The following is a 21,059-nucleotide window of genomic DNA, read 5'->3' as shown; positions in this document are numbered from 1 at the left end:
GCTGTCCGTCTCGCGATGGGTGCGTTGGAGTTTTATTGAGATCTCCATTTCAAGATAACACTCAGGTTTCCTGATCGTTATCTGGCGCGACGTTGCACGCTTCACGCAATCCCGAAATGGTCAGCCATGTGAGCGGGAAGTGCCTTTTAAAACAATGATCTGACAGACAGCAGGAGCGCGTCCTACAAGCGATTGGGAAATGTTGTCAACTGTTAAACGCGGCGTGCACGAGCGCTTCCCGGGACCGTGGAGCGACGGCTTTTCTTGCGCGGCGGGATTTCGGCGAGGCGCAATCCCGCGCACGTCAAATGGCTTGCCGCGATGGCTTCGGCGCGCGTCGCGGGTCGCCCGATTCACGCGCCAACCCCGGTTTTTGCACACGGCTCGCCGGGATCGGTAAAATGTTGGGTTGATCCACGGAAACTTGCCGTGGCGTAGCGGAAGGATTCCCCGAACATGACTGATCTTCGTCTTACCAAGCGGTTTGCAGTAATGCTGATGGCAGGCGGGCTGGTCGCCGGCTGCGGCACCTCGTCGCCGACCAAAATCGACTACAAGAGCGACTCGAAGTCCAGGCAAGTGTCACTTGCCGTACCGCCGAACATGATCGACGAGACGCCCGATCAGCGTTCCTTGCCCCCGCAAGGCGGCGAAACCTCGTTGTCCACGCTCAAGCAGGTCCGGGCGCAAGCGCCGGCGGACAATGCCGTGGCTGTCGTGCCGCCGGTCAAGGGCATGCATATCCAGCGCGACGGCACCGAAAGCTGGCTCGTGATCGACAACAAGGCGCCCGCACAGGCGTGGCCGCAGATCCGCCGCTTCTGGCAGGAACAGGGCTTCCTGCTGGTGGTCGACCAACGCGACAAGGGCGTGATGGAGACCGACTGGAACGAAACGCACGCGCAGATCAACGACGGCCTGATCCGCAGCACGCTGTCCAAGGCAATGGGCAACAGCTACGTCACGTCGGAGCGCAACAAGTACCGCACGCGTCTCGAAGCCGCGCCGAACGGCGGCACCTATGTGTTCGTCAGCCAGAAGGGCATGCGCGAGGCGCTTACCGGCACGAATAACGATTCGAGCAAGTGGGAACCCAAGCCGAACGATCCGGGCCTCGAGCAGGAATACCTGAAGCGGCTGATGGCGGCGCTCGCGCTGGCCGATTCGCGCGCGCAAGGCGGCGGTACGCAAAGCGCCGAGGTTTCGCCGGCCGGCGCGCAAACCGCGCCGGGCGCGGCCACGGCGGGCGCGAAGTCGGCGGCCGCGGCTACGGCGGCGCAAAACGTCGCGCTGTCGGCGCAGCAGCCGGTGCGCGACCCGGATTCGGCGAACGCGCCGTCGCAGCTCGCCTCCAGCGAATTGACGCTCGGCGAGCCGTATGACCGTGCCTGGTTGCGCGTGGGTCTCGCGCTGGATCGCAGCAACTTCACCGTCGACGATCGCGATCTGACGCGTGGCCTGTACTTCGTGCGCTACGTCGATCCGAAGGATATGACGTCGGCGGAGCAGGGCTTCTGGAGCCAGGTCTTCCACGGCAAGAAGGAGAAGGTGGCCAAGCAGTATCTGGTGAACGTCCGCGCGATCACGCCCAACGAGACCCGCGTGGCCGTGGTCGACGACAAGGGCAATATCCAGGACGGCCCGCAGGCCAACCAGATCATGAGTCTGATGGCCGATCAGTTGCGCTGAGCGAAGCCGCGGCAGGCAAATGCGCCTGAATGAAAACCCGCCCGGAACCATTCCGGGCGGGTTTTTTTATGCGCGCTTTTTGTCGCGTTCGAGCGGTAACGGTGAATTCGATCGGCATGCCGGCGGCGCGGCGTTTAGAGGTGGGACCAGCGCGCGGGGCATCGTTCGGAGGCGGCGCGTCATGGCGCGCAGCGCGTTGCCGGACCCACGGGACCGGGTTATCCACCCGGTCCGAGTGGCGGCGGGTTCGACCCGCACCGCCTGCAGAGTTGATGCCGGCCCGATGACGGCCTGCGAATGCACGGCCCCGGTGACCCCGTCGTCTATCCTCGTAGGGCGACGGTTTCGCCCGCACTCAGTGGAGTGCGGGCTACTGTTGATGCTTTAGTTCGGTCCCCGCGTGCGGAGCCGGACGGACGGATCAGGGAGAAGCAGCGCCCCCGGAACGCATCGCGCCAAACGCCGCTCAGGTGTCGGCGCGTCGTGTGCCGATCCACGGCAGGCGTTTGATCACGCCCGTGGCGAGGGCGGTGCCCACCAGAATCACCCCGCAGCCTTCCAGCATGCCCGGCGACACGCCTTCGCCGAGAAACAGCGCCCCCCACAAAATGCCGAAGATCGGAATCACGAAGGTCACGGTGATCGCGCGCGCCGGTCCCGCCACCGCAATCAAATGAAAGAACAGCATATAGGCGACGCCGGTACACGCGATCCCGAGCGCAAGCACCGCGCCCCAAGCCTGCAGCGAGACCGGCGCGGCCGGCCAGTAGATGACGGCAAGGGGCAGCAATACGATGGTCGCGCCGGTCATCGTGCCGGTGGCGACGGTCAGCGCGTCGACGCCGGTCAGATGGCGTTTCGTGTAGTTGGCGGCAATGCCATACAGCAAGGTTGCGCCGAGCGCCGCGCCGGCCGCGAGCGCGGTGCTGAGCGGCGTGGCCGCCGAGCCGTTCGGCGTGGCGATCTGATCCCAGACGAGCATCAATACGCCGAGAAAGCCGATCACGAGGCCGAGCGTGCGCAGCGCGCTCAGGCGATCACGCAGCCAGAGAAAGGCGACCAGCGCGCCCCACAGCGGCGTGGTCGCGTTGATCACCGACGTGACGCCCGCCGACAACGTCAACTCGGCATACGCGAACAGGCAGAACGGCGCCGCCGAATTCAGAATGCCGACCACCAGCAGCGGAAAGGCGCGGGTGCGCAGGATCGTCGCCGATTGAGCCAGCGGCCGCCGAGCGATCAGCACGACCGCTAGAAAGGCCGCGCCGATGCCGACGCGCAGCGCCATCAACGGCGCGACGCCGAAGTCGGTCACGCCGACGCGAATGAACAGAAACGATGCGCCCCAGAGGGCGGCGAGGATAAGCAACTGCAGCAGGTTTTTAGTATTCATCGGGAGGGCGCCGCGCGCGGTTGAGTCGAGACGTCAATGCATCGTAGCAGCGCAATCGCGCGAAACGTTTCATGCTGGAATGAAACGGCAAGATTCGGGAATAAAGGCGTCTGACGGATGTCATCGTAAGCGCCGTGGCGGACGCGCACCAAGCGAGCAATTTTCACGCTGATGTGAGAAAAATTGCGACTTCGACCATGCACAGGCGAAACACCGACGCCTCGCACCGCGCATTCGTTCAGTGATGGTAGCCGCGTCCGCCGCGATGCCCGCCCCAACCCCAGCCGAAGCCGATCGACAGCGAAGGCGCGTACCAGCCTGGGTAGCCGTATCCGTAATAGGCGGGATACGCAGGATACACAGGCGCCGGATAGTAAGCGGGATAAGCCGGCGCGACGTACACGGGCGGCTGGGCGACCACATAGGCGGGCGGCGAGCTCGGCGGTCCGGCTTGCCCTTGTTGCGCCGGCTCGGTCTGTTGCGGCTGGCTGGCCGAGTCGCCGACGGTGCCGAGCGGCACTTCGCGTTGCGCCATCGTGGCCGGCACTGTCGCGTAGTACGGGTAGTACGCCGGATAGTAGCCGTAGGGGTAATAGCAACCGGACAAAGCCAGCGCACACGCGGCGGCGCCGAGCGCGAGTCCCGTTCGCGGAAGACGGAACAGGCTGCGCGGCGGCCGCTGGCCGATCGCACCGAGAGGATTAGTGACGCGGGACTTCATGACGCGCTCCTGGTTTGCATCCGACGCCCCCGTTCGGGGCGTAACGCCATGAGCTTACGCTGCCCACGCGATAACCGGATTGCGAAACCGTAACGGCGTATTTCGCCTCGTTGCTGCGAGGCGATGTGACGAAGCGGCTTGACTGGAGACGACGCTCGTCTCCTCAAAAGCGCTTCGCAAATCAGACGCGGGCGGATTCTTCAGCCCCGCCCGCGTTCAACCCAAGCCATTTACTCGACGCACGAGCGTCGCTCACTTGCCAACCTGGTTGCCAATCACGCCGCCGACTGCCGCGCCGCCCAGTGTCGACAGCGCGTTGCCGCCGATCGCCGCGCCCGCGACGCCGCCCACGCCCGCGCCGATTGCCGTATCCCGTTGACGCGTGGTCATGCCTTCACACGCGGTGAGGCTCGCGACGACCGCGACAATGGTTGCGAAGGTGCCCATCCGACGAATCGTTTTCATGATGTCTACTCCCCTGACTGAGGTCCGAAACGAATTTCGAAGCCGTTATTCGGAAATGAACGGTTCTCCCCGTCCTTGCATTTGATCTTATCGCCGCAGCCCGTATCCAGATGTGTGCGCTTGTCAGCGGACTGCCGGTTTCGTAATCAAATGTTTCCCCATGTCCAGCATGACGCGTGCCTGCCGCGCGCGCCAATGCAAAAGCCCGCCAGCGGCGGGCTTCGATGCTGCGATGCAGCGCGTCGACGCTGGGAACGACGCGCGCGCGCCGCTCCGCTCTGTTTCCTTCGACGCTTACTGCCGCTGATAAATCTCAGCGCCTTTCTTCATGAACTCGATCGACTTCACTTCCATGCCTTTCTTCAGCGCTTCGTCGTCGGTGACGCCTTGCTGCGCCGCGAATTCGCGCACGTCCTGCGTGATCTTCATCGAACAGAAGTGCGGGCCGCACATCGAACAGAAGTGCGCGACCTTGGCCGAATCCTTCGGCAGCGTTTCATCGTGGAATTCGCGCGCCTTGTCCGGATCGAGACCGAGGTTGAACTGATCTTCCCAGCGGAATTCGAAGCGCGCCTTCGACAACGCGTTGTCACGCACCTGCGCGCCCGGATGGCCCTTCGCCAGATCGGCGGCGTGCGCGGCGAGCTTGTACGTGATGATGCCGGTCTTCACGTCGTCCTTGTTCGGCAACCCGAGGTGTTCCTTCGGGGTGACGTAGCAAAGCATGGCGGTGCCGAACCAGCCGATCATCGCCGCGCCGATGCCCGACGTGATGTGGTCGTAGCCGGGCGCGATGTCGGTGGTCAACGGTCCGAGCGTGTAGAACGGCGCTTCGTCGCACCATTCCAGTTGCAGGTCCATGTTCTCCTTGATCAGCTGCATCGGCACGTGGCCGGGGCCTTCGATCATCGTCTGCACGTCGTGCTTCCACGCGATCTGCGTGAGTTCGCCGAGCGTCTTGAGTTCGCCCAGTTGCGCTTCGTCGTTCGCGTCGTAGATCGAGCCGGGACGCAGGCCGTCGCCGAGCGAGAAGGCCACGTCGTACGCCTTCATGATTTCGCAGATGTCTTCGAAATGCTCGTACAGGAAGCTTTCCTTGTGATGCGCGAGGCACCACTTCGCCATGATCGAGCCGCCGCGCGAGACGATGCCCGTCATGCGCCTGGCCGTGAGCGGCACGTATTGCAGACGCACGCCCGCATGGATCGTGAAGTAGTCGACGCCTTGCTCGGCCTGCTCGATCAGCGTGTCGCGGAAGATTTCCCAGGTCAGATCCTCGGCCTTGCCGTTGACCTTTTCCAGCGCCTGATAGATCGGCACCGTGCCGATCGGCACCGGCGAGTTGCGGATGATCCACTCGCGCGTTTCGTGAATGTGCTTGCCGGTGGACAGATCCATCACCGTGTCGCCGCCCCAGCGGATCGCCCAGGTCATCTTGTCGACTTCCTCGCCGATCGACGACGTCACCGCCGAGTTGCCGATGTTCGCGTTCACCTTCACGAGGAAGTTGCGGCCGATGATCATCGGCTCGCTTTCCGGGTGATTGATGTTGTTCGGAATGATCGCGCGGCCGCGGGCGACTTCCTCGCGCACGAATTCGGGCGTGATCTCCTTCAGACCGTCGGGGCCGAACGCGCTCGCGCCGAACGCCTGGCCCGGATGCTGGCGGCCCATCATCGCGGCGAGTTTTTCGCCGTTCGGGCCGCTCGTCTTCAGGCTTTCCAGATAGGCGGCGCGCTGCTGGTTCTCGCGAATCGCGATGTATTCCATTTCCGGCGTGATGATGCCGCGACGCGCGTAGTGCATCTGCGACACGTTGGCGCCCGCCTTGGCGCGGCGCGGCGTGCGGTGCAGGCCCTGGAAGCGCAACTCGGCGGTGGCGGGATCGGCGGCGCGTTCGCGGCCGTAGTCGCTCGTGAGACCCGTCAGCGCTTCGGTGTCGCCGCGCTCTTCGATCCAGGCTTGACGCAGCGCGGGCAGACCGGCGCGAATGTCGATCTTCGCCTCAGGATCGGAGTAGGGGCCCGACGTGTCGTAGACATAGACCGGCGGATTTTTCTCGCCGCCGAAACTGTCCGGCGTATCGGCCTGGGAGATCTCACGCATCGGCACGCGGATGTCGGGCCGCGAGCCGGTCACGTAGACCTTGCGCGAATTCGGCAGCGGCGCGACAGCGGCGGCATCGACGTGGGCGTCGGCGGAAAGGAACTTCGGATTGGCGTTCATGCTTATCTCCTGTGTCGACCAGAGTTGGCGCTGGTCCCATGCAAGGCAATGTGGGGCCGCTAAGCAGGAGATGAGATGAATGTCGTCGGAAATCGCGAGAAATGAAACCAGACCCGCTGCGAAATCCGTACGCTTCCCTGCGCTGGCATTATCCAGATCAGGTTCAAAGGGTATTTCTCACCCACGCAACACGGACCTCCAACCTCCGTGCGACGCAGGACCCCCGCGTTAGCAGCGCACACAATACACTGCGCGAGCGCTGCTTGGCAACCGTCTCGATAATTCGAACGCCGGTCGGCGGCGTACTATTCCATGAAGACCGCCGCGCGGCTGGACATGATGCGGCGCAACAGTGGCGCCTCGCACGCGTGCCGCTTACAACATGAAATCACAACGTGAAATCGTCGGCGGCTTCCGGTTGAAACAGGATTTTGTCGAGCTTCAGCACCTTCGGCGTGCCGCTCGGCGGCGTGAAGCTGATGCGTTCGCCGCGTTTGGCGCCGAGCAAGGCAAGTCCGACCGGCGAGAACACGTTCAGGCGGCCCTGCGCGAAATCCGCATTGGGCGGATAGACGACGGTCCAGGTCATGTGCTCGCCAGTGCTTTCGTCGATCAGCGTGGCTTGCGAATTCATCGTGACCACGTTGGCGGGAATCTCGCGGGCGTCGACGATCACCGCGCGTTCCAGCACGTCGTCGAGCATGTCCTGCATTTTCGCGTCGGCGCCCGGCGCGGCCGCATGCTTCTCGAGACGGGCGACGTCGAGTTCGGTGAGGTAACAGGTTTTCGTCTTTTTCATGACGGGTGCTCCAATTCAATTCAATCTGCAGGTGAGGGGACAGCGTGCGGATGAGATCGGCCCGGAGCCCGACGATGCGGCTCCGGTATAGGAGGGAGCAGCGTTAGATCGGGCGCCGGGCGGCGGGAAGCGGGAGCGTTCGGGACGGCTCGCCGGCATGGCACCGTGCGACGTCCGCGCACGCGTACCCGGTCGCGCCGCGGCGGCGCAAACGGGTGAAGGCACGGTAAGTCGGAAAGCGCATGAGAGTAGCCGGCAAGGTCGAAAGAAAGAGGTTCGCACAAGCGCCGCAAGACAGGGAACCGGCGCGATGGAAGACCCATGTTAGCACGGGCCATGCGCCGTTCAGTCTCTCAGTTCGATGTCGGGCGATGCGCGGCGTCAGACAAAAAAATTCAAAACGGGGTGTCATAACCCACCGCATCGTTCGACAAACGTGCAGACCCTGTTGGCGCACGTCATGCAAACCTTCCGCCGCGCGGCAAGCCGCGGAATTCGCCGCTTGCCGTTGATCGCGCCGCGGCCTTCGTTCACGGAGAATCTCATGGCAACTTCTCATGCATTGCGCGAAAGCGCGCCGCCCGCCAAGCCGCAAAGCGGCGCGATTCATCCGCTGTGGGTGCGCGTCACGCATTGGCTCAACGCACTCGCGGCCATCGTGATGATGCTCTCCGGCTGGCGCATCTACAACGCCTCGCCGATCTTTCCGGGCTTTCGTTTCGCGCCGGAAATCACGCTCGGCGGCTGGCTCGGCGGCGCGCTCCAATGGCATTTCGCGGCGATGTGGCTGCTGGTCTTCAACGGTCTCTTGTATCTCGCGCTGAATCTCGCGAGCGGGCGCTTCGTGCGCAAGTTCTTGCCCATCTCGCCGCGCGCCGTGCTGCACGACCTCATCGCCGCGCTGACCGGCAAGCTCTCGCACGCCGATCTGCGCGTCTATAACGCGGTGCAGAAATTCGCCTACCTGTTCGTCGTCTGCGACCTGATCGTGCTGGTGCTGTCGGGCCTCGCGATCTGGAAGTCGGTGCAGTTTCCGCTGCTGCGCGAACTGATGGGCGGCTACGACAACGCACGCATCGTCCACTTCTTCGCGATGTCGCTGATGGCGGCGTTCATCGTCGTGCATCTGGCGATGGTGGCGCTCGTGCCGCGCTCGCTCGTCGCCATGCTGCGCGGACGTTGAGCCGCTTACGCCAAGCCCGAGGATACCGAATCATGAACAAGCCCAATCCAGAATCCGCTCGGCCGACCGGCCATCGGCTCGACCGCGAGTCGATCCTGATCGACGCCCGGCGCGAACTCGCGATGCCGTCGCGGCGCCTCTTCGGCAAACGGCTGCTGACGCTCGGCGGTTTGTCGATGTTGACCGGCTGCTCGCTGACCGACGACGAATCGGTCAACACGTTCCTCACGGCCGTATCGCGCCTGAACGATCGCGCGCAAGCCGCGCTGTTCGATCCGAAGCAGCTTGCGCCGACCTACACCGAAGCGCAGATCACCCGGCCGTTTCCGTTCAACGCGTACTACGGCATCGACGAAGTGCCCGAGGTCGACGGCGCCGGCTACAAGCTGAAGATCAGTGGACTCGTGACCGGCCAGCGCGTCTGGAGCTTGCCCGAGCTGTATGCGCTGCCGCATGCGGAGCAGATCACGCGGCACATTTGCGTGGAAGGGTGGAGCGCGATCGGCCGCTGGGGCGGCACGCCGTTCGCCGATTTTCTGCGGCGCATCGGCGCGGACACCAGCGCGAAATACGTCGGCTTCAAATGCGCCGACGACTACTACGAAAGCATCGACATGCCGACCGCGCTGCATCCGCAAACGCTCCTCACGTTCGAATACGACGGCGAGCGTCTGCCCGCGAAATACGGCTTCCCGATGAAGCTGCGCATGCCGACCAAGCTCGGCTACAAGAACCCGAAGCACATCGTCGAGATGTTCGTCACCAACACGTATCCTGGCGGCTATTGGGTCGACCAGGGCTACAACTGGTTCGGAGGCTCCTGACGCGCGCGGGTCGCCGCATGCCGCATCCCGATGCGCGACCCCAGGCGGCAGAAGCTTCGGAAACACGCCGGCATGAGCAAGGCGCCGGCTCTATTCATTCACGACAACGGAGTCATCCCATGAAGAAGTTCGCAATCGCAGCAATCGCCGTCGCTTTCCTGACCAGCGGCGGCGCGGCATTCGCGCAGGCAAGCGGCGCGATGTCCAACGATTCGATGTCGCATGACGCGATGTCGAAGGATTCCATGTCGAAGGACGGCATGAAGAAGGACGGCATGAAGAAGAAGCACGACAAGATGAAAAAGGACGGCGACGCGATGGGCATGAAGCACGAAGCGTCCGGCGCAATGGCGAACTGAGCGCGCTGTTCGATGCCCGCCGCATAGCCCGAAAGGGCTTGGGGCGCGCGCGCTGAAAGCCGGGGAAACGTCCCCGGCTTTTTTGTTGCGGACACGCAAAAAATTACGATTCTTTCGCACGGCGCGGTGGGCGCTTACTGCATAATGCGATGCGCGCCCAACATTGGACGCGTGTCAGCCGTGGAGCGATTTCCTTCGACCACCGCGGCGTTGTGGCCCCTTTGGCCATCTATCGTCTTCTCGTTCCACCAACATGTCCGCCAGCCTCGCCCGTCAGACCGCATCGCCGATGCGGTGTCCGCCATCCCGCCACGGGGTCTTCAGCGGGGGCGCGGCGCCTCGAGCGGCATGGGCGGGTTGAACGCATGTCGTCGCAACTTCCCAGCCTTTTTTCGCGCCTTGTCCCGGGTGGTTTTTCCATCCGTTTGCCGCAGTCGCGCAACGGACAGATCGCGCTCGCGCTCGCCGTCGTCTACCTCGTGTGGGGCTCGACGTATCTCGCCGTGCACGTCGCGCTCGGTTCGTTCCCGCCGCTGCTGCTGTCCGGTCTGCGCAACCTGTTTGCCGGCGTAGGGCTTTTCATCTTCGCGGCGCGCCGCAATCCGGTCTGGCCGAGCGCCGCCGAGATCGGCAATGCGGGACTCGTCGGCACGATGCTGGTGGGTTTGTCGAGCGGCATGCTGGCCTATGGGATGCGCACGGTCGGCACCGGCACCGCGGCGGTGATGGTCGCGACCGTGCCGCTGTTCGCGACGGTGATCGCGGCGGTGGCGGGGCGCAAGATCGGCCGGGGCGAGTGGTTCGCAGTCGGCCTCGGGCTGGTCGGCATCGCGATCCTGAGCCACGGCGACGAAACGCCGGGCTCGGCGGGCGGCAGTCTCGCGATTCTGTGCGGCGCGCTGTTCTGGGCCGGCGGCGCGCATCTGGCCGGGCGGCTGAAGCTGCCCTCGGATCTGTTCCTGTCGACCTCGCTGCAAATCGGCCTGGGCGGCGCGATGTCGACGCTGGTCGCGCTGGTTTCCGGTGAACGGATGCTCGAAGTGCACTTTCTGCCGCTGCTGGCGTTCATCTACCTGATGCTGATCGGCACGATGACCGCGTACGTCGCGTACGGCTTCCTGATCCGGCACACGAGCCCGATCATCGCCAGCAGTTGCATGTACGTGAATCCGGTGGTGGCGGTGGCGCTCGGCGCGCTGCTGCTCGGCGAGCCGGTCACGCGCTCGACGGTGATCGCGACCATCGTGATTCTGGCGAGCGTGGGCCTGTCTTTCTGGTTCGATTACCGGAAGAAGGCGCTCGCCTGAGCGTGTGCGAGGCGCCGCCGCAGTGGCGCGGCGGCGCGAATACGACAGCACGACAGCACGACAGCACGACAGCACGACAGCACGACAGCACAAACCACCGCGGCGCATTCCCTTCAGCATCAAAGCGCCGCCGCCACTTCCGCGCCTTCGCGAATCGCGCGTTTGGCATCCAGTTCCGTCGCGACTTTCGCTCCGCCAATCACGTGATAGCGCGGACTCTGCGTCTCCACGGACCTCTCCGCCGCAACCACGCCCGCCGCCGCGGCCCGCGGCAGCAGATCGCGCAGCGATTCCTGCCCCGCGCACACGACGATCGTGTCCACATCCAGCCATGCCTCGACGCCCTCACGCGCGATCTTCAAACCGCGCGCGCCGATCTCCAGATACGACACGCCGCCGAGCATCTTCACGCCGTTCCTTGCGAGCGTCGCGCGATGCACCCAGCCGGAAGTCTTGCCGAGCCCCATGCCGAGCTTGCCGGCCTTGCGCTGCAACAGCCAGATTTGCCGCGCCGGCTGGGGCGGCGCCGGCGTTTTCAGGCCACCGCGCTCACGCACCGCGAGATCGACGCCCCATTCATCGAGCCACGCATCGCGCGACATCGGCAACGGCTCGCCCGGACGATGCAGCAGGAACTCGCTGACATCGAAGCCGATGCCGCCCGCGCCGATCACCGCGACGCGTGCGCCGACCGGCGCGCCGCGCAGCACGTCGACGTAGGACAGCACGTTCGGCCCGTCAATGCCGGGAATCGCCGGCCGCCGCGGCACGATGCCGGTGGCGACGATCACGTCGTCGTAAGCGCCCGCGGCGAGCAGCGCGGGATCGACGCGCGTATCGAGCCGCACGTCGACGCGATGACGCTGCAACTGGCTCTGAAAATAGCGGATCGTTTCGCCGAATTCCTCCTTGCCCGGCACGCGCATCGCCAGATTGAACTGGCCGCCGATGGTTGGGCTCGCATCGAACAGCGTCACGCGATGCCCGCGCGAGGCCGCCACCGTCGCCGCCGAGAGTCCCGCCGGACCCGCGCCGACCACCGCCACCGAGCGCACCGCCGGTCCTGAAACGGTCCGATAGACCAGTTCGGTCTCGCGTCCGGCACGCGGATTCACGAGACACGTCGCGCGCTCGTTCCTGAACGTGTGATCGAGGCAAGCCTGATTGCAGGCGATACAGGTGTTGATTTCGTGCGCGCGTCCCTCGGCGGTCTTCACGACGAACTCGGGATCGGCCAAGAGCGGCCTCGCCATCGAGACCAGGTCGCCGGCTCCCTGCGCGAGCAGTTCCTCGGCGACCTCGGGCGTATTGATGCGGTTCGACACGATCACCGGCACCTTCACGGCGGCCTTCAAGCGCGCGCTGAGCGAGGCGAAGGCCGCGCGCGGCACCGAGGTCACGATGGTCGGCACGCGCGCCTCATGCCAGCCGATGCCCGTGTTGAACATCGTCACGCCGGCCGCTTCGAGCGCCTTTGCGACCTGCACGGTTTCGTCCCACGTGTTGCCGCCTTCCACCAGATCGATCAACGAAAGACGGTACACGACGATGAAGCGCTCGCCGCACACCGCGCGCACCTGTTCGACGATCTCGCGGGCGATACGCATGCGGTTCTCGATGCTGCCGCCATAGCGATCGTCACGACGATTGGTGCGCGGGCAGAGGAACTGGTTGAGCAGATAACCTTCGCTGCCCATGATCTCGATGCCGTCGTAACCGGCGCGCTGCGCGAGACGGGCGCAGCGCGCATAGTCGCGCACGGTGCTCGCGATGCCGGCGAGGCTCAGCGCGCGCGGCTTGAACCTCGAGATCGGCGATTTGATAGCGGACGCCGATACGACGAATGGCTGATAACCATAGCGGCCCGCATGCAGGATCTGCAGCGCGATCTTGCCGCCTTCGGCATGCACGGCCTCGGTCAACAGCCGATGATTGCGCAGATCGAACACGCTGTTCAACGTGCCGCCGAACGGCAGCAGCCAGCCTTGCCGATTCGGCGAGATGCCGCCCGTGACGATCAGCCCCACGCCGCCTTTCGCGCGCTCGCGGAAATAGGCGGCCAGCTGCGGGTAATGCCAGAAGCGGTCCTCCATGCCGGTGTGCATCGAGCCCATCACCACGCGGTTGCGCAAGCGGGTGAAGCCCAGGTCGAGTTCGGCGAGTAAGTGTTGGTAAGACATGCAGGGCGCCGTGTAAGTATTGGATGCGCACGAACAATACACCGCTCGCTCGGCCAACCTTCCGAGGAAACTTTCTAATCCTCGCAATGCATTGTCCCGTAAGACATTCCCAAGCCGCCGTAAGCCATGGCGTCCCCTGCGGCACACGCATTGCTCGTTGCGAGCGTCCATCGACATGGACCGCGCCGTTCGAAAAACAGGCGCGATGTGAGACAGGGATAGGAGGGGCAGCTTCGTTTCGACAGAGCCGGCGAGAACCATTCCAACGATCAACGAGCACGGTTGCGCACGGCGTGACATTCGAGGTGGCACGCCCGCAAATCAATGGGTCCAGCGCCCAACATCGATATAGGTGAATACAAATGAAACTAATCCGAACCATGACGGCTCTGGTTGCCGTCGCAGCAGTTCTGAGCGCATGCGGAGGCGGCTCCGACGACGTCGGCAAGGAACTCGGACTGACCAATCCGCAGATCCATTTCATCCACGCGATTCCGAGCGGGCCGGCATTGGACTTCATCGTGAACGGCACGGCGCCCTCGGGACAAACCAACGTCGCCTATAAAGGCGTGACCAATTTCACCAACATCAACACGGGTTCGACCTCGGTCGCCTACGCGGCGACGGGCACGACCACCGCGCTCGCGAGCGGCACCTTCCCCAATGTCGCTAAGGGTCACGAATACACGGTGCTGGCTTTGCCAGGCTCAAGCGCGCCGGATATCGGCCTGATCGACGATCCTTTCGACAAGGGCCTGCTGTCCAATAGCGCGCGTTTGCGCGCGTTCAACGCGTCGGCGAACGCGACCAACCTCGACCTGTATCTGGTTCAGTCCACCAACACCAACATCGCCGGCATGTCGCCGACGATGGCGGGCGTGGCGTTCAAGAACGCGGTGCCGCCGACCGGCCAGGATTCGATCTACGTGTCCGGCGGCACCTACGTGCTGATCGCGACCGTGGCCGGCAGCAAGACGCCGATCTTCCAGTCGGCGTCGTTCACGCTGTCGAACAATGCCGACTGGCTGGTGACCTCGGTGCCGATCGCCGGCACGCTGAGTCAGCTCGTGCCGGGGCAGATCCATCTGCTGGTGGCGCAGAACGGCAACACGAGCACGCCGAGCGTCGAGTTGACGAACACGCTGACGGGGCAATGAGCGCGCCAAACCTGCGCATGGCCGCGGCCGATGTGAACTAACACACGCGGCGAACGCATGCGATAGGCGACAAGCGCCAGGGGAGGACGGGGCGGCGATCCACGCGAGTGGATCGCCGTTTTGTTTGCAAGGCCGCCAGCGAATGCAACGGCGTGCTGCGTACTGCGCGCTGCCATAAAAAAACCGCCGCGGTTTCCCGCGGCGGGCTCTGGAGATCCGGCATGACCCGGCGCCGCTAGACGCCTGGCGCTCGATCCATTGCAAGCTGCTTATTTGGCTTTTTCGGCCGAATTCGTAATGGCGCTGCCGCCCTTCGAAATGTCCTCGCCGGCTCCCGAAATGGTGTTGCAACCGGCGAGTGCGGCCGTCCCTGCAATGAGAAGCAAAGCGATCAGTCGATTCATGAAAGTTCTCCTTGTCGAGAATGCATCGGTTGATGTTGTCGTCCGACGGTGGCGTGAGCCGGTCGGCCCGGTCTGATTGCATGTTAAAAAATGAGCGGGGACGGCGCTGTCGGTTGCGCTGCGATTTTGCTGTAGGCGTGCTCCGGTGTTTGCGTCGGCGCACTCCTACAGAAGTTCTCGCGTCTCCCGCAGCGCGTGGCTACACCGAGGTTTTCGACGGCGCCGCCGCGCTGGCGTTGGGCATCACCACGTGGATATCGGTGCCGTTCGGCACGCCGCGCCGGATGTCGAAGCGTCCGCCATGCGCGGCGACGCGCTGACGCATGCCGAGCAGCCCGTGAGTGTGCGTGCGCTTCAGATCGGCGGGCGTGATGCCGACGCCGTTGTCGGCAATGTGCAGCGCCACTTCGCCGTCGCCGACCTGCAACGCGATCGACACCTTCGAGGCGCGCGCGTACTTGGCGGCGTTCGTGAGCGACTCCTGCGCGACCCGGAAGAGCGCGATCTCCGTCTGCTCGTCGAGCTGGATATCGTCGGCGGGCAGGTGCAGATCGAGCATCCAGTTGTTGCGCTGCACGGCTTCGTCGGCGAGCGTGCGCAGCGCGGTGACGAGCCCGAAGTTCGCCAGCACCGTGGGTCGCATGTCTTCGATAATGCGGCGCTTGAGCGCGATGCCCTGGTCGAGATTGGCGAGCGCGCGCTTCAGCTTCTCCGAGACATCCGGCTCGCTGTTCTTCAGCTTGCGGTTGGCCCACGCCACGTCCATCTTGCTCGCGGTCAGAATCGCGCCGAGTTCGTCGTGCAACTCGCGCGCGAGCTGGGTCTTTTCGTTTTCGCTGACCGCCTGCAAGTGCCAGCCCAACGCTTCGAGCTGACGGGTGCGTTCATTGACGAGCTGATCGAGTTCTTCCTGCTGCGTGATCAGTTGACGCTGCACGCGCGCCTGACGGTCGATCTGTATGCCGAGATTGCGAAACAGCAGGATGAACAGCACGATGTTCAGCGCCGACAAGCCGGCCGCGCACAGCGTGGAGATGCGCTGATCGGCGCGGCTCGCGGCGAGCGCATGCTGCGCGCGGCGCTCCTCGTTGTCGCGCAGCAGCGTGAGCGTGCTGTCGATCAGCGAGGCGTCGACGGCGCCGGCCTTGCTCGTGCTGCCGCAAGCGCTGAGATCGAGGGCATGCGCCGCGACCTGTTGCATCGCGGCAGCGCCCGCCCCGATGCGCGCCTCGATCAGCGCCGCGACCTGCGCGAAGCTCGCCGACTCGGCGCTGTCCGCCTTGCCGCCGTGGTAGAAGCCGCTCAACTGCCGCCCGCTCTGGCGAATCCGTGCGGCGGTCGCGCAAAAATCCCGCGCGGCCGCGTCCTGCTTCGTCAGAAGAAACCGGTCTTGCTGCGCGCTCAGATGCGCCACCTGGCTCGCGAGCATGCTCAACTGCACGGTGACGTCGCGCGCCTCGAGCGCGGTTTCGTATTCGGCGGCGATGCGCTCGCGCGCCGTCTCGAGAATCACGAGGCCGCCCACGGTGATGACGATCGCGACCGTCATCGCGATCGCCCAACTGCGATTGCGCATCCAGGCGCTGAGCCGCGCCGCGGCGCCTGGGTGCTGCCCGTTCGACACGTTCTGCATATCTGACACGTCGGGTTCCTGGCTCGGAGCTTCAGTGTAACGTCGCGCGGCTCAAGGCAGGCGGCGTAACGCTGCCGTAATCGAATGTCAGCGGATTCTCACACGAAAACCGGAGCGCGTCGGAATGCGCGCGCCGTCGACGACCGATAGGATGAACGTGGTCGTTCAACCGTTTTGCAGGAGGAAGCCATCATGCTGAAATGGGCGTTGTTCTTCGCCGTCGTCGCGGTGATCGCCGGCCTTCTCGGGTTTACCGGCGTGGCGGCGGGCGCCGCGGCAATTGCGAAGGTCCTGTTCGTGGTGTTCGTGATTCTGTGTGTGGTGTTCCTCGTGCTGGGCTTCGTGGTGACGAAAAAAATCATCGATTAGCGACGCTCGACGCACGCTTTGCACGCCGCGTCTTTTGAAATTGAAGCGCGGTTCGTTCGATACGAATACCAACAGGAAGGAGAGTTGCCATGCTTCACTATGCCATCGTCTTTTTCGTCATCGCGCTGATTGCCGCCGTATTCGGCTTCACGGGCATCGCGGCGGGCGCGGCCGAAATCGCGAAGATCCTGTTCTACATTTTCCTCGTCGTGTTCGTCGTCACGCTGCTGCTCGGCGTATTCCGAACGTAGACGAAATGCACTTGCTCGAAGGACGCATCGGGTGCGCTTTGTGCCCGCTTCATGCCCGATTGGTGCCCGATGCGTCATCCCCACCGTACCGGATAAAGGAGAGACTCAATGGCGAACTCACCTGGCGCCCAAGGCGCGGCATCCCAATCGCGCGATCCATTCGTGATGGACGTCCGGAAGATCCGCGAGGACGCGCGCAAGCACATGTCTGACGGACCGGTCACGCAAAGCTATGGCGCGGACCGCGAGACGGTGCTCAAGCTGCTCAACGACGCACTGGCGACCGAGATCGTCTGCACGCTGCGTTACAAGCGGCATTACTTCATGGCGAAGGGCATCAACTCCGAGGCCGTGGCCGCGGAATTCGCGCAGCATGCGAAAGAAGAGCAGGAACACGCCGACCGCATCGCCGAGCGCATCGTGCAACTGGGCGGCGAGCCGGATTTCGCGCCGGACGGTTTGCGAACGCGCGCGCATTCGGAATACAAGGAAGGCGGGAATCTGACGGATATGATCCGCGAGAATCTGGTCGCCGAGCGTATCGCGATCGACACGTATCGCGAGATCGTTCGCTATCTCGGCGAGAAGGACGTGACCACGCGGCGTCTCTTCGAGGAAATCCTCGCCGTTGAAGAAGAGCATGCCGACGACATGGCGGACCTGCTTCAGGGCCGCGAGTAGCGAATAACGAATACTCGACGAAGAACCAACGCATAACCAACGCATAACCGGTGTGCGAAAGCGCCCGAGGGCGGCCGACGCATGCCGGAGATCATTACAATGTCTGCTTCGGAGCGTTCTCCCTGGCACGGACACCAAAACGATGATTCGAGTGCTGATAGCTGACGACCATGCGATCGTCCGAGGCGGTTTCAGGCAGTTCGTCGCGGACGAGCCGGACATGTGCGTCGCGGCGGAAGCCGCCACCGGCGACGAGACCATCAGTCTCGTGCGCGAGCAGGCGTTCGACGTGGTGCTGCTCGACATCGCGATGCCGGACAAGAACGGCATCGACACCTTGCGCGTGATCAAGCAGCTTCGTCCCGAGCAGGGCGTGCTGATTCTGTCGGGTTATCCCGAGAGTCAATACGCGATCAACCTGCTGCGCGCCGGTGCGAACGGTTATCTGAACAAGGACTGCGAGCCCGAGGAAATCGTGCGGGCGATTCGCGCGGTGGCGCGCGGGCATCGCTATCTGTCCGAGGCGGTGGCCGACACGCTCGCCGACAACCTCGACAAGCCGGCCGCGGGCAGGCCTCACGAAGCGTTATCCGAGCGCGAATTCCAGATCTTCTGCAAGCTCGCGGCAGGCCGGATTCCGACCGAGATCGCGGAGGAACTGCATTTGTCGGTCAAGACGGTGAGCACGTATCGCGCTCGCGTGCTGGAGAAAATGCGGTTGGCGAACAACGCCGATCTGACGTATTACGCGATCAAGAACGGCTTGATCGAATAATGGACGATCGAGATACTCCGATGAACAGCGAATCGAACCTCGTTGACGACCCGGCCCGCCGCGCGCCGTTGCGGGTGTTGCTGATCGAGGATTCGCCGCTGATCCGCAGGAGCCTGGTGGAAGCGATCGACGCGTCCGGCTTGCTGCGCGTGGCCGCCTACGCCGATTCCGCCGACGAGGCTATCGCGCTGCTGAACGGCGAGGCGTTCGATGCGGTGATCGTCGACTTGCAGTTGAAGCGGGGTTCAGGCGTACCCGTGCTGGCGTACTTGCAGCGCGAAGGGCTGATCGATTCCGTGTTTGCCGCGGTGCTGACCAATCATGCGTTGCCGGCTTATCGGGAACGATGTGAGCAGTACGGGGTGCGGCATTTCTATGACAAGTCGTTCGAATTCGATCGGGTGATCGATGCGCTGCATGAGTATGCGTCCGCGCGGCAGCGGTAGCGGTAGCGGTAGGGGAGACTACCGCGCGGCCGAGCAGCCGCATCCGCACGGCAAATAGCAACCTCAAGCGGCAACGTCCGCCGCCGGCACCCCGCTCAAGGCATTCCGAATCGCATCCGCCAACTCCCCGGCGGCAAACTTCGCCACATACCCGTTGGCCCCCGCATTCCTCACGTGCGCCTCGTTCGCGGCTCCGGTCAGCGACGAATGAATGATCACCGGAATATCGCGGGTGCGCTCATCGGCCTTGATCTGCCGGGTCAGCATGAACCCGTCCATCTCCGGCATCTCAAGATCCGTCAGCACGAGGGCAATACTATCCTTGACCCGCGTCCCGTTGGCCTCGGCTTCGCGCGCGACTTCCTGCAACGTGTGCCAGGCCTCTTCACCGGTCTTGGCCATCACGAAGTCGGCGCCGATCGCCGTCAACGCCTGCTCGATCAGCTTGCGGGCGAAACCGGAATCGTCGGCGGCAAGAATTTTCGCGCCGCGCCGAATGCCCAGCGCTTCGCCGACGGACGCCGGGTCCACGCTCGGATGCTGCGACGGAAACACGTCGCGCAACACCTGCTCCACGTCGATCACCTGAGCGAGCCGCGAGTCGCCCGTGTTGCCGTCGATGCGGGCGATGCTCGTGACGAGATTGCCGCCGGCCGCGCCCTCGGCGGACAGCACCTGATTCCATTCGAGCCGCACGATGTCGTCCACTTCCTCGACCGCGAACGCCTGCGTCGAACGCGCGAATTCGGTCACGAGCAGGATGTTCAGCCCGCGCGTGGGCTCGCAGCCCATCAGCCGCGGCAGGTCGATCACGGGAATGATCTGCCCGCGAATGTCCACCGCGCCCATCACGAACGGCGATGAACCGGCGATCGGCGTGACCGGCGGCATGGTCGAGATTTCACGCACCTTGAACACGTTGATGCCGTAAAGCTCGTGTGCGTCGCTGCCGGGCACCGAGCCCAGCCGGTACAGCAACAACTCGAACTTGTTGGAACTGGTCAGGTTGCTGCGTTCGTCGTTCGCGCGGTGATCTACTGCCATCGAATCTCTCCAGGATTGCGTGCGTGTGGTGCGCCATGCATACGTTGCGTGTGGCCCTGGCGCGCGCCTTACATCCCTGTTATCGGCGCGATGTCCGGAAAGTTCAGCGATTCGTGCTTGTTTACTCGAATTCCCATGGTTAACACGCATGCCTTTGATTGGTGACCAAAGCGGCAGCGTCGCTGCGACCGCTTGCGGTCATTCATCTGAGCGTTACCTGCCGTTACAGAAGCGACAGCGTCGTTTCACATGGTGCGCCGGGCGGCTCCTAGAATTCACAGCGATAAAAGCGTGGCGCCGCCAGCGGCTCGCAAGCCGCCTGCGTAAGTTGAGCGCAGCCCACGGCATCCGGGGCGCGCACGCATCGCTGTTGTTGAGCGCAGCCCACGGCATCCGGGGCGCGCACGCATCGCTGTTGTTTCGCTTCACTCCAAGGAGAAAATATGATCCGCTTGCCTCTCGCAACCCTCACCAGTGCCTGCGTCGCCAGCCTGCTCGTCGTCGCCACCGCGGCCAATGCTCAAACCGCGCCGGCGCCCGCTCCGACCACCGCCGCCCCGGCCATAGCGGCGGCGGACGCCACCCGTCTGCATGCCGCCGATCAGACCTTCATCGCGGACGGCACCAAGGCCGTCGCGACCCAACGCGACGCGGCACGCATCGCCACCGCGCGTTCCTCCGACCGCGACGTCAAGGCATTCGCCGAACGCATCGCGGCCGACAACGCGAAGATTTCGGACGCGCTGCGCGCGGCCAGCCCGCGTGGCGTCGACGTGCCGAAGAACGATCCCGACACGGCGGTGCTCGCGAGCATCAACAATCTGCGCGGCGCCGAATTCGACAAGGCCTATATCGAGCAGGTCGCGCTCGTCGGCCAACAGAAGGCGTTGTCGGCGTTCCAGGCGGAAATCGCTGCGGGCCGCGACGAGCAGTTGAAGGCCGTCGCGAAGAAGTCGTTGCCGATCATCCAGGAGCACTACGCGCTGGCTCAGGCACTCGCCAAGCGGAAGCATCTGTCCGTCGCGGCGCAGTAAAGCAACACGCGGCACCCCACGCGGCATCGGCATGTGCACCGTCGAGCCGCGATAAAAATCCACGGTCACGCCTCGTCTTTGCAACACCTCAACGCCAGAATCCTTGTCAGCCTGCCGGC

The 21,059-nt window shown here is 64.1% G+C and carries 21 protein-coding genes and 1 riboswitch; of the genes, 12 read left to right on the top strand and 9 right to left on the bottom strand.

Annotated features, from left to right (window positions below):
• The first annotated feature begins 456 nt into the window (after nucleotides 1-456).
• A complete protein-coding gene (gene bamC, locus BUE39_RS20255; protein ID WP_073430515.1) occupies nucleotides 457-1,689 on the top strand; it encodes an outer membrane protein assembly factor BamC in 1,233 nt (410 codons plus the stop codon).
• Between the two features lie 466 nt (nucleotides 1,690-2,155).
• On the opposite strand, the gene BUE39_RS20250 is transcribed toward bamC, so the two are convergent.
• From BUE39_RS20250 to BUE39_RS20230, 5 genes are all read right to left on the bottom strand, one after another.
• Nucleotides 2,156-3,082: a DMT family transporter gene (locus tag BUE39_RS20250; protein ID WP_073430514.1), complete on the bottom strand. Its 927-nt coding sequence runs from the start codon at nucleotides 3,080-3,082 to the stop codon at nucleotides 2,156-2,158.
• A 238-nt stretch (nucleotides 3,083-3,320) separates the two neighbouring features.
• Nucleotides 3,321-3,803, bottom strand: a complete 483-nt coding sequence (locus BUE39_RS20245; protein ID WP_073430513.1) for a hypothetical protein — start codon at nucleotides 3,801-3,803, stop codon at nucleotides 3,321-3,323.
• A gap of 252 nt (nucleotides 3,804-4,055) precedes the next feature.
• Nucleotides 4,056-4,268 (bottom strand): glycine zipper 2TM domain-containing protein, encoded by a 213-nt coding sequence (locus BUE39_RS20240; RefSeq protein WP_073430512.1) that lies wholly within the window; start codon nucleotides 4,266-4,268, stop codon nucleotides 4,056-4,058.
• 294 nt (nucleotides 4,269-4,562) lie between these two features.
• Complete coding sequence (gene thiC, locus BUE39_RS20235) at nucleotides 4,563-6,494, bottom strand: phosphomethylpyrimidine synthase ThiC (protein ID WP_073430511.1); 1,932 nt, start codon at nucleotides 6,492-6,494, stop codon at nucleotides 4,563-4,565.
• Nucleotides 6,495-6,610: 116 nt separating this feature from the next.
• A riboswitch (TPP riboswitch) is annotated at nucleotides 6,611-6,729 on the bottom strand.
• 153 nt (nucleotides 6,730-6,882) lie between these two features.
• Nucleotides 6,883-7,293, bottom strand: a complete 411-nt coding sequence (locus tag BUE39_RS20230) for a GreA/GreB family elongation factor (protein WP_073430510.1) — start codon at nucleotides 7,291-7,293, stop codon at nucleotides 6,883-6,885.
• 544 nt (nucleotides 7,294-7,837) lie between these two features.
• Between BUE39_RS20230 and BUE39_RS20225 the strand changes: the two genes are divergently transcribed.
• The 4 genes from BUE39_RS20225 (at nucleotide 7,838) to BUE39_RS20210 (ending at nucleotide 10,966) form a co-directional block, all read left to right on the top strand.
• Nucleotides 7,838-8,476, top strand: a complete 639-nt coding sequence (locus BUE39_RS20225; protein ID WP_073430561.1) for a cytochrome b/b6 domain-containing protein — start codon at nucleotides 7,838-7,840, stop codon at nucleotides 8,474-8,476.
• A 32-nt stretch (nucleotides 8,477-8,508) separates the two neighbouring features.
• Nucleotides 8,509-9,300: a molybdopterin-dependent oxidoreductase gene (locus tag BUE39_RS20220; RefSeq protein ID WP_073430509.1), complete on the top strand. Its 792-nt coding sequence runs from the start codon at nucleotides 8,509-8,511 to the stop codon at nucleotides 9,298-9,300.
• Nucleotides 9,301-9,419: 119 nt separating this feature from the next.
• Nucleotides 9,420-9,659 carry a pentapeptide MXKDX repeat protein gene (locus tag BUE39_RS20215; protein ID WP_073430508.1) on the top strand — a complete coding sequence of 80 codons (240 nt, stop codon included), beginning with the start codon at nucleotides 9,420-9,422 and terminating at the stop codon, nucleotides 9,657-9,659.
• 365 nt (nucleotides 9,660-10,024) lie between these two features.
• Nucleotides 10,025-10,966: an EamA family transporter gene (locus tag BUE39_RS20210; RefSeq protein WP_073430507.1), complete on the top strand. Its 942-nt coding sequence runs from the start codon at nucleotides 10,025-10,027 to the stop codon at nucleotides 10,964-10,966.
• A 119-nt stretch (nucleotides 10,967-11,085) separates the two neighbouring features.
• On the opposite strand, the gene BUE39_RS20205 is transcribed toward BUE39_RS20210, so the two are convergent.
• Entirely contained in the window at nucleotides 11,086-13,146 is a 2,061-nt protein-coding gene (locus tag BUE39_RS20205) for an NADPH-dependent 2,4-dienoyl-CoA reductase (protein WP_073430506.1), read from the bottom strand.
• Between the two features lie 362 nt (nucleotides 13,147-13,508).
• On the opposite strand from BUE39_RS20205, the gene BUE39_RS20200 reads away from it, so the two are divergent.
• Nucleotides 13,509-14,303: a DUF4397 domain-containing protein gene (locus BUE39_RS20200; protein WP_073430505.1), complete on the top strand. Its 795-nt coding sequence runs from the start codon at nucleotides 13,509-13,511 to the stop codon at nucleotides 14,301-14,303.
• A gap of 269 nt (nucleotides 14,304-14,572) precedes the next feature.
• On the opposite strand, the gene BUE39_RS20195 is transcribed toward BUE39_RS20200, so the two are convergent.
• Nucleotides 14,573-14,707, bottom strand: a complete 135-nt coding sequence (locus tag BUE39_RS20195) for an entericidin A/B family lipoprotein (RefSeq protein WP_073430504.1) — start codon at nucleotides 14,705-14,707, stop codon at nucleotides 14,573-14,575.
• Nucleotides 14,708-14,906: 199 nt separating this feature from the next.
• The gene (locus tag BUE39_RS20190; protein WP_084561448.1) at nucleotides 14,907-16,340 is read right to left on the bottom strand and encodes a sensor histidine kinase; all 1,434 of its coding nucleotides are present in this window, start codon (nucleotides 16,338-16,340) and stop codon (nucleotides 14,907-14,909) included.
• A 192-nt stretch (nucleotides 16,341-16,532) separates the two neighbouring features.
• Here BUE39_RS20190 and BUE39_RS20185 point away from each other — a divergent pair, with 192 nt between their 5' ends.
• The 5 genes from BUE39_RS20185 (at nucleotide 16,533) to BUE39_RS20165 (ending at nucleotide 18,862) form a co-directional block, all read left to right on the top strand.
• Nucleotides 16,533-16,709 carry a DUF1328 domain-containing protein gene (locus BUE39_RS20185; RefSeq protein ID WP_073430502.1) on the top strand — a complete coding sequence of 59 codons (177 nt, stop codon included), beginning with the start codon at nucleotides 16,533-16,535 and terminating at the stop codon, nucleotides 16,707-16,709.
• Nucleotides 16,710-16,798: 89 nt separating this feature from the next.
• Entirely contained in the window at nucleotides 16,799-16,960 is a 162-nt protein-coding gene (locus BUE39_RS20180) for a DUF1328 domain-containing protein (RefSeq protein ID WP_073430501.1), read from the top strand.
• A 108-nt stretch (nucleotides 16,961-17,068) separates the two neighbouring features.
• A complete protein-coding gene (locus BUE39_RS20175; RefSeq protein WP_073430500.1) occupies nucleotides 17,069-17,641 on the top strand; it encodes a ferritin-like domain-containing protein in 573 nt (190 codons plus the stop codon).
• A gap of 142 nt (nucleotides 17,642-17,783) precedes the next feature.
• Complete coding sequence (locus tag BUE39_RS20170) at nucleotides 17,784-18,416, top strand: response regulator (RefSeq protein ID WP_073430499.1); 633 nt, start codon at nucleotides 17,784-17,786, stop codon at nucleotides 18,414-18,416.
• A 20-nt stretch (nucleotides 18,417-18,436) separates the two neighbouring features.
• Nucleotides 18,437-18,862 (top strand): response regulator, encoded by a 426-nt coding sequence (locus BUE39_RS20165; protein ID WP_073430498.1) that lies wholly within the window; start codon nucleotides 18,437-18,439, stop codon nucleotides 18,860-18,862.
• Between the two features lie 63 nt (nucleotides 18,863-18,925).
• On the opposite strand, the gene BUE39_RS20160 is transcribed toward BUE39_RS20165, so the two are convergent.
• Entirely contained in the window at nucleotides 18,926-19,906 is a 981-nt protein-coding gene (locus BUE39_RS20160) for a chemotaxis protein CheV (protein WP_073430497.1), read from the bottom strand.
• A gap of 443 nt (nucleotides 19,907-20,349) precedes the next feature.
• On the opposite strand from BUE39_RS20160, the gene BUE39_RS20155 reads away from it, so the two are divergent.
• Nucleotides 20,350-20,940: a DUF4142 domain-containing protein gene (locus BUE39_RS20155; protein ID WP_073430496.1), complete on the top strand. Its 591-nt coding sequence runs from the start codon at nucleotides 20,350-20,352 to the stop codon at nucleotides 20,938-20,940.
• Nucleotides 20,941-21,059 lie beyond the last annotated feature (119 nt).

The organism is Paraburkholderia terricola (assembly GCF_900142195.1).
Classification (GTDB): Bacteria; Pseudomonadota; Gammaproteobacteria; order Burkholderiales; family Burkholderiaceae; genus Paraburkholderia; species Paraburkholderia terricola.
This window is presented reverse-complemented; position numbering and strand designations above follow the sequence as displayed.